7 protein-coding genes and 1 tRNA gene are annotated in these 8533 nt (G+C 74.6%); all 8 read right to left on the bottom strand.

From position 1 onward, the window contains the following. Positions 1–66 precede the first annotated feature (66 nt). The 8 genes from CCN35_RS04805 to CCN35_RS04770 all read right to left on the bottom strand — a co-directional run bounded on the left by CCN35_RS04805 (position 67) and on the right by CCN35_RS04770 (position 8099). Positions 67–140: transfer RNA gene (locus CCN35_RS04805), tRNA-Lys, on the bottom strand. Next, positions 131–754, bottom strand: a complete 624-nt coding sequence (locus tag CCN35_RS04800; protein ID WP_086791634.1) for a bifunctional DNA primase/polymerase — start codon at positions 752–754, stop codon at positions 131–133. The genes CCN35_RS04805 and CCN35_RS04800 overlap by 10 nt, the downstream gene beginning before the upstream one ends. A 119-nt stretch (positions 755–873) precedes the next feature. After that, positions 874–1248 (bottom strand): hypothetical protein, encoded by a 375-nt coding sequence (locus tag CCN35_RS04795; protein ID WP_067388285.1) that lies wholly within the window; start codon positions 1246–1248, stop codon positions 874–876. 134 nt (positions 1249–1382) lie between these two features. Next, on the bottom strand, positions 1383–2732 hold the full coding sequence (locus tag CCN35_RS04790) for an AAA family ATPase (protein ID WP_086791632.1): 1350 nt from the start codon (positions 2730–2732) through the stop codon (positions 1383–1385). After that, positions 2729–4333, bottom strand: a complete 1605-nt coding sequence (locus CCN35_RS04785; RefSeq protein WP_086791630.1) for a hypothetical protein — start codon at positions 4331–4333, stop codon at positions 2729–2731. The genes CCN35_RS04790 and CCN35_RS04785 overlap by 4 nt, the downstream gene beginning before the upstream one ends. Then, complete coding sequence (locus tag CCN35_RS04780) at positions 4324–5376, bottom strand: hypothetical protein (protein ID WP_328587074.1); 1053 nt, start codon at positions 5374–5376, stop codon at positions 4324–4326. Before CCN35_RS04780 ends, CCN35_RS04785 begins: the two co-directional genes overlap by 10 nt. Positions 5377–5407: 31 nt before the next feature. After that, positions 5408–6427 (bottom strand): phosphatase PAP2 family protein, encoded by a 1020-nt coding sequence (locus CCN35_RS04775; RefSeq protein ID WP_086791628.1) that lies wholly within the window; start codon positions 6425–6427, stop codon positions 5408–5410. Between the two features lie 229 nt (positions 6428–6656). After that, on the bottom strand, positions 6657–8099 hold the full coding sequence (locus CCN35_RS04770) for an NsdA family TPR-like regulatory protein (protein WP_086791626.1): 1443 nt from the start codon (positions 8097–8099) through the stop codon (positions 6657–6659). Between the last annotated feature and the right edge of the window lie 434 nt (positions 8100–8533).

Genomic DNA, 8533 nt, shown 5'->3' with positions numbered 1-8533 from the left:
GGGTCCGAGTCCCTGGCGGCGCACCGGTGCAGCCCCCCTCGTGATCACGAGGGGCCCTTGTCGCTGTACGCCGCCAGGGACTCGAACCCCGGACCCGCTGATTAAGAGTCAGCTGCTCTAACCAACTGAGCTAGCGGCGCCCGCTGACGTCGTAGACCTTAGCACCCTGGTCGGCGGGAGGAAAAATCGATGTCCGCGTGGCCGCCCGGGCCGCCCGTACGGCCGCCCACAGCAGGACCTCCGGGCCCGGCAGCCAGGGGTGACGGCTGTCCGGGGCGACCAGCCAGCGGGACTCGGACCGGCCGGAGCAGGCGTCGTCGGACAGGGGCGGGAGGGCCACCACGTCGCCGTTGCCGTGGCACAGCAGCGGCGGGATGCCCTCGCCCCGGCCGGCCACCCGGCCCCGGGAACCCCACTCCTCCCACTCCAGCAGCGAGGGCAGCCGGTGCGCGGTGCCCGGCACGGCGAAGAGCAGCATCCGCCCCCGGTGGACGGCCACCGGACCCGAACCCGGGCCCTCCTCCCACAGCCGGTCCAGCATCCGGCGGCCGAAGACCGCGGGCGCGTTCACCACGTCGAAGGCGGTGCCGCAGGGCAGGACGACCGGCGACGCCGGCCGCTCCCGCCACGGTGCGAAGGCGCCGCACGGACGCGTTTCCGCCGAGGCGAGCCAGGCGGCGCCGTCGGGGGTGACACCACAGGAGTGCGGATCGTCGAGAAGCGGCTCGTTCCCTGAACAGCTCAGACGGCTCATGGCGGATACATCTACCGAACGTGATGATGTGCTTCCGCAGAGTTGGGAAAACCCGGGACAGGGAAGGCGGGAGGGGGGTATGGTGCGCCCCCGGCATATGCCGGACCGAGACGGGCAGGTCAGAACGGGGCGTCCGGGGAGGCGTGGGCGCCGCCCTCGGTCCCCCTGAGCAGATCCCGGCCGAACTCCACCATCTTCTTGGCGTAGTCCTCGGTCCACTGGGCCCGCTCGGCGATGTCCGCCACGGTCAGCCGGTCGAAGCGCCGCGGGTCGGCGAGCTGCGCCGCCGCGATCGCCTGGAACTCCATCGCCCGGTCGGCTGCCGCACGGAACGCCTGGGCCAGCTCCGTCGCCCGCGTGAGCAGCGCACGCGGGTCCTCGATCGACTCCAGGTCGAAGAAGTGCTCGGGGTCGGCACTCGCCGCGGCGGGCTCGAACAGCAGGGGCGCGGGGCGCAGCCGCGGTTCCTGGGGACGCGGCGTCGGCTCCGCCATGGTGTGTCCTCCTTGTGGGGTTCGGGCTTGCAGGATTCGGGGCCTCGGTCCTCGGGAGGACCACCCTTCATTGTCCCGCGCCCGCGCAAGAGGACGGCGGGGCGGCCGGCCGCCCCGGGTCCTCCCCGGGGTTCTCAGGCTCTCCAGGCCACCCGGTGCTCCTGGAGCCGCGCGAGCACGGCGTGGTTCGCCTCCCAGCCGTCGGGAAACTTCACCGTCACCCCCAGCCGGACCGGCTCCGTCGACGGGTGGTCGTCCAGGAGCTCGCTCACCCCGGCGCGGCAGATCACGATGCAGGCGTGGCGATGCCGGGAGGTGAGAACGCACAGGCGGCCGGCCTCCAGGTGGAAGGCGGTGGCGTCGGGGCGGCCGGAGAGGGGGTGGAGGACCACCGTGACGTCGAACTCGCGACCCTGGAGCCGGTTCGCCGTGTCCACGGTCACCTCCGTGATGCCCAGGCCGGCCAGGGCCGCCCGTACCGCCGCCGCCTGGTCGCGGTGCGCGGTGCCCACGGCGATCCGGTCGGCGGTCAGCGGCACCGGGTCCGGGGAGCGCTCCGAGACGGTGACGCCGCCCCGCTCCAGCAGCCGCCGGACGACCGCCGCCAGCGCGTGCACCGCCTCCGGGTCCGTGCGCGGGGTGTACCGCGCGGGCAGCTCCAGCAGGCCCCAGCCGGACACGGCGGCCTCGTCGATCACCCGGTCGGGGGCCGACCTGTCGGAGGGGACGGCGAAGGCGAGCCGCCGGTCCTCGGCCCGTGTGCCGCTGCGGAACGGCGTGTAGGGGTAGAACGCGTCCGACACCAGGGGCGCCGCCGAGGCCGGAAGCCGCCAGGACACCGGAAGCCGGTGCTGGGGCAGCCCGGGGTTGTGGGCCAGCAGGGTCGTCACCGCGGACGCCGACGGGTCGTAGGAAAGGCCCGCCCACTGCTCGCCGCCGACGATCGAGAACGGGTCGAGCTGGCCCGGGTCGCCCACGAACAGCGCCCGTTCGAACAGCCCGGCCACCGCCAGCAGGGCGTCCGAGCGCATTTGGTACGCCTCGTCGACGATCGCGTGCCGCCACGGCTCGTCGGTGCGCACATGGGCCCACTTCGCGGCGGTCGACAGCACCACGTCCAGACCGGCGAGGTCGGCGGCCTTCGCGGAGGTGCGCACGTTCGGCAGGCCGTCGAGCGCCTTGTCGTACGGGTCGGCGTCGCTGCTGTGCAGCCGGCCGACGGGCAGGTCGGGGTTCTTCTCCGCGAGCCGCACCACCAGGTCGTCGACCTGCGCGTTGGTCTGCGCGACCACCATGAGCGGCCGTCCGGCGGCGGCCAGCTCCAGCGCGGCGCGGACGACGAGCGTCGACTTGCCCGCGCCGGGCGGGGAGTCGACGACGACACCGCGGTGCGGGCCGTGCAGGGTGTCGCGGAGGATCGCGTCGGTGGCGCGGGCGGCGGCCTCCTGCGGGTCGAAGGCGGCCTTCCGGGCGGGGGCGGTCACAGCAGGTCCTCCTCGGTCACCGGGTCGGGGGCCTCCGGCACGCTCTCCTCGTCCGGCGGCCCGCCGTGCGTCCAGGGGGTCTGTTCCGGCTCGGGCAGCCTGGCGCCGCCGCGCGGCTCGTGCTCGAAGAGGGTGAAGCACACACGGTCGCCCTTCTCCGGGACGGAGCCGGCCGCCGGTTCCCTGCCGCGGCCCATCCGGTCCAGGATCCGGAGCACGACCAGCGTTCCCCCGGCCCCGTCCTCCTCCAGGGCGACGCACTCGGCCGACTGCGGCTTGCCGTCCAGCGAGCGGTACACCCGGGTCCGCTCGTCCAGGTGCGGCAGGTCGTCCGTGCGGACGGTGACCAGCGGGCGCGGGGCGGGCCGCTTGCCCTCGCTGTACGCCATGACGACGTCCGTGACCTCGCCGGCGAACGCCTCCCCGGCCAGCCGCCGCCCCGCCATGACCAGCGGGTCGTCCAGCGCCTCCTGGGCCTCCAGGCGGGCCTGCTCACGCTCGCGTGAGGCCAGCTTGTTCGCCGCGGTGACCGCGTCGTCGTGGCGCGGCTGCGGCGGCTCGCCCGCGCGCACCCGGTCGCGGTGGTGGGTGAACGACCAGCGGTCGCGCGTCCACCGCTCCTCGACGTGCGCGCCCTCGGGCAGCTCCCGCAGCAGGTCCAGGCCCTGCCAGACCTTCTCCCAGGTGGGCCGGGCGCACTTCTCCACCAGTGCGCGGATCTCGTGCTCGGCGGCGGTGAGGGCGCCCAGCCGCTCGTCGGCCTGCAGGCCGTCCTCCGCGGCGGCGAGGGCCGCACGCGCGCGGTCGTAGCGTTCGATGGCCGGCGCCAGCAGCCTGTTGTCGAACGCCGGGTCGGTCGCCGGACCGGCCGGGGGGCACTCCAGCTGGCCGTCGGCGTCCCGGGCCAGCTCGGCCCGCAGCGCGGCCTGGGCGCCCGAGACGCCCTCCGGCGGGCTGATCCACGCCAGCAGCGCCCCCAGGTGCTGGTCCTCCAGGCCGGACTGGCCGGTGGTCCAGTGCCGGGCCAGCAGATCGGTCAGCGCCAGCAGCAGCGAGGAGCCGGGCACCCGCGCCCGCTCCCCGAAGTGGGTCAGCCACCGCCCGAGCAGCGGCACCTTCGGCGGCGCCGGGTGCGGGGCCTGGGGATCCTGCTCGGCGGTGCGCCGAAAACGCATGGAGCGCCCGAGCAGCCGTACGAAGTGGATGCCCGCGCGGCTCGGCACGATCAGCTGGGGCGCGTTCGTGCACAGCTCCACCTCGACCCTGACCCGTCTGCCGGTCTCCGGGTCGGTCTCGGTGCGCTCGGAGGTCTCCACGTCGTCGGCGAAGGAGTCGATGTACGGCAGGATCACATCGGCCAGTTCGGCGAGGAACGCGAACCGCAGATCCCGGTCGCGTGGCTGCGGCACGGCCAGCAGCCGGGGCGCGTGCCGGTCCGTGCCGATCAGCGCGCCGAGCGGGGCGCCCGCCTCACCGGCGGTGGTGAGCGGCACGAACACCAGGGGCCGCTCGGACAGATGCCGGTGCCGCACGGTCGTGGCGGGCTGGGCCCGCCCGGCGCGCACCGCCTCGAGCCGGGCGAGGGTGGTGATCAGCGACATGCCGCCTCCCGGCCGGCGAGCTCCAGCGCCTCGGCCCGCAGCGCGGCGGCCCTGCGCAGGGCCGCCACCGCCGGGTCGTCCGGGTCGCCCGCCTCGCCGTGGGCCGCCGCCAGCACCTCCTCGACCGTCGACAGGCCGCCCAGTTCGGCGCGCACCGAGCGGCCCAGCGCGGTCACCGAGCCCTGCGCACGGGAGCGCGCCCGGCAGTGGAAGGCCAGCTCGCACGTGGCCAGGCACTCCGGTGCGTATGTCGCCGGGACCGCCTCGACCGCCGCCGTCAGCTCCTCGCGGGGCAGCTCGGGGGAGAAGCACACGCCCTCGGGAAGCGCGTCGGCGATGTCCTGGAGGCGGGTCAGCCGCGTCAGCTGCCGCGCGGTCGCCGCGCGCTGCCGGCGGATGTCGACGGCGGAGGCGGTGGGCAGGTTGGAGAAGTCCTTGGGGCACACCAGGAGCATCCGGTGCCGCACCCGCGGGGCGGGGTCCAGACGGGCGGCGACCTCCTCCAGCGCCAGCACGTACACCGCCGCCTGCCGGGCCGCCGCGCCCACCTTCGCCGGATCCGCGGAACCGTCCAGCACCGGGAAGGACTTGATCTCCACGACCGTCCAGCTGCCGTCCGGGTGCACCACCACCGCGTCCGGCTCCAGGAAGGCGGGCGAGCCGGCCACCTCCAGGGCGAGCATCGGATGGTCCAGCAGGGTCCAGCCGCCCGCCTGGACGGCCTCGCGCAGCGCCAGCGCCGTACGCGCCGTGCGTCCGTCGGGGCCCTGGGCGGTCAGGTCGGGGACACAGGGCCGCTGCGGCGGCTCGGCGCCGGGATCCAGCGTCCGGTGCGCCAGCCGCAGCAGTTCCGCACCGCCGTCCGCCTTGACCCGCGCCTCGAACGCGTTGCCCCGGGTGAGGGCGAACTGGGACTGGCCGAAGACCGGGGGTGCGCCCAGCGCGCCGGCGAGGGCCGCCTTGTCCACGCCCGCGCCGTCCAGGATCGCGCGCCGCCGGCAGCCCGGGTTCGCGGCGAGGGCCGCGAGGGCGCGGGCGTCCAGTGCCTTCGCCGGTACACCGGGCCCGCGGAGTTCAGCGAGCCTTCCCCAGGCTCTCGACCTCGTCCGGGCGGGAAAGGCCCCAGCCGGGAGCGCCGTCCCCCGCTCCGCCGGAAAGGGCGTCTGGCGCGGCGGTGGAACCGAACCGCGCTTCGCGCTGCCGTGGAATTCGCTCACCCGCCGAAGTCTGACATCCACTGCCGACAATGGGGGAACCCGCATCGCCCGAGTGCGTTCCGGCCGTTGTGCCGACTGCCGTGTCACGGACCGTCAGCAGCGCCCGGACCCGGTCCACGCCCCGCATCGCACGGGGGGTGAGCAGCAGTCCGGCGCCCATCACGGCCGTGCCCGCGACCGCGTCCAGGAGGTAGTGGTTCGCGGTGCCCAGCACCACCACGACGGTCACCAGCGGATAGAGCACGGCGACGGCCCTGGCCGTGCGCGTGCCGCCGTGACGCCACAGCATCACTCCGCACCACAGGGCCCAGCCCACGTGCAGACTCGGCATGGCCGCGTACTGGTTGGTCAGCCCGCCCAGCCCGCGCGGGGCACTGGCCTCGCCGCCCCACCAGCCGTAGGAGCTGTAGTAGGCCATCGTGTCCACGAAGCCGTGCTCCGGGGAGAGCAGACGGGGCGGACAGGTGGGCAGCAGGGTGAAGCCGATCAGGCCGAGGAAGGTGGACGTCATCAGCCAGGTGCGGGCCGCACGGTAGAACGCGGCGCGCGCCCGGAACAGCCACACCAGGACCGCGGGGGTCACCAGGTAGTGCAGCGAGGCGTACCAGAAGTCCGCCGGGACGCCGAGCCAGGGCTCGCGTGTGAAGAGGCGGTTGAGGGGATGCTCGGCGTTCAGGTGCAGCGCCTGCTCGATGCGCAGGATCGCCAGGCCGTGGTCGACGGCGGTGGAGACGTCCCCGCGGGCCAGCAGGCGGCCCGCCGAGTAGCAGCCGTACATCAGCAGGATCAGCGACAGCTCGGCCCACCAGCGCGGCCGGGAGCCCGAGGGTGCCTCGGTGCGCGCTGCCGGTGCTGATGCCTCGGTCTGCTGCGGCATCCGATGCCCCTCCCCTGTGACGTCGCTGCGGTGCCCTGCGCCGGGCCGTGCCACCTTACGGTGTGCGCTCCGATTTCCCCAGGGGCACCCCCGGCCCTGATAGACGCGGGGGGTCACGTGAGGGTTGCGTCACCCGCGGGCACGGAGACGTCCCTCGGGCGACGGGCTCGTGCGGGAGGGGCTCGGGGAAGGCTTTCGTGACCTTCGTCTCATGCCGTGCGCAGGCAGCTCACGCCGTGCGCAGGCAGCCGGCGTGTCTTTCGAGGAAGGCCGACACCCCGCTCTCCCGCCGGTGCGGCAGCAGCACACGGGCCGTCCCCGCCAGCATCGTCTGGATCCGGGAGGACTGGACCTCCCCCAGGAGGTCCAGCACCCGCATGCCCGCGGCGGCGGCCTCGTCGGGGTGCCCCCCGCGCGCGAGGTCGTCGGCCAGCTCGGCCGTGTACAGCGCGATGTTCCGGGCGAAGTGCGGGTCCTGCAGCTGCGCGGCCCGCCGTGCGTGCCGGGCCGCCCGCGACCAGTCGCCCAGCGCCGACCAGCACTGCGCCTCCAGCCCCTCCAGCTCCGCCTCCCCGTAGAAGCTCATCCACTCGGGGTCGGCGTCCGAGGGCCCCCGCTCGAACAGGGCCTGCGCCCGGGCGAGCGCCTGCTCGCAGCCGGCGCGGTCGGCGAGCCCCGCCCAGCCGCCCGCCTCGCGCAGCGCCAGCAGCGACATCAGCCGCGCCGAGCCCAGGCCGCGCCCCACGCGCTGTGCGGCCTGCGCGGCCCGTACCGCCTCCCGCGGCCGTCCCGCGTCCCGTGCGAGGAACGCCGTGTTGCAGAAGGCGTGCGCCTCCAGGGCCGGGTCCCCGGTCATGCGCGCGGTGGCCAGCGCCTCCGCGTAGTGCGAGCGGGCGTCGTCGAAGCGTCCGGAGTCATGGGCCAGCCAGCCCACCGAGATGGCCAGTTCACCGACGCCCGAGTACAGCCGGTCGGCGGTGGCCTGCCGGGTCGCACCGGCGTCGAGCAACGCGTAGGCGGCACGCAGCGGGGCCGCCGCGCGGCGGTAGAGGCCGTCGGCTCCGTGCCGGTCGTCGAGCAGCCGGATCCTGCGGACGGCCTCCTCGACGGCGTCGGCGTCCCGCGCGTCGGCACGGTACGTGGGACGGGGTGCGGCCGACGCGTCGAGGGCGAGCCCCAGGGGGCCCAGCGAGGCGGCGGCCACGGTGACGCCTCCGCGGGTCATGAATGCGCGACGCAGCACGTCGCTCTCCTCGTCATCCTGGTGGTCTTCGTGCGGGTGGTACGGGTTCTGCGGCTGGATCGGCACGGCGGGGGACCGGTACGGCCGGTCCGCCTCCCGCACCTCGCGCCGTGTCTCACGCGAGGTGCGGCGTGCCGCGCGTCCGCGGACGGCCGACCGGGGGACGAACCCCAGATCGGTGAGCGTCCGGCCGGGGAACATGTGCCTGAACACGCGTTCGTAGGCGTAGTTGGGGCACCGGATCTCTCCTGACTCCACCCGGCCGATGTAGCGGGCGTCGCAGCTGACCCGCTCGCCGATCTCCTCGGCGGCCCGCCGGACCATCGCGGCGAACTCGGCCGGCGAGTGCTGTCCGCGCAGTTGTCGGAAAATGAGATTCGGCCGTGGCGGCCGGGGGGATGGGGACGAGGTCACCGTCGACGACGTCATGGCCGGGCCCTCTCGTGCGAACCGTCGAACCATGCCGGGCTCAGGGAGAGTTGTCCGGGTCATCCATGTGACTCCCTGTTTCCGACGTGCAAGAAAGTACCCGTTGTGTCCGGTCCGCCACGCTGTGGTTGACTACAAAACGGATATCTCGTTCGTGATCTGCCATGAAGTGCCATCCTTTGCGGCGGACTTCGACCGTGCCCGTTGACACGTTGTCGCGTTGAACCCCGTGGACCGGGGGCCGCCCGACCCTCGGCCTGCTCGTCCACGAGAAGGGTGTTCACGATGGAGGCCGGGATGGAGGCCGGGATGGAGACCCCGCAGGAACGCGATCCGTGTACGCAGCCGCCGCAGTCCTCGCCGACCCCGTCGGCGCCCCCGCCCCCCTCCTCTCCGTCGGCCCCGGCGTCGTCGCTGCCCCCGTGCGACCTGGT

The sequence above is a fragment of the Streptomyces thermovulgaris genome (assembly GCF_002155915.1).
GTDB lineage: Bacteria > Actinomycetota > Actinomycetes > Streptomycetales > Streptomycetaceae > Streptomyces > Streptomyces thermovulgaris.
This window is presented reverse-complemented; position numbering and strand designations above follow the sequence as displayed.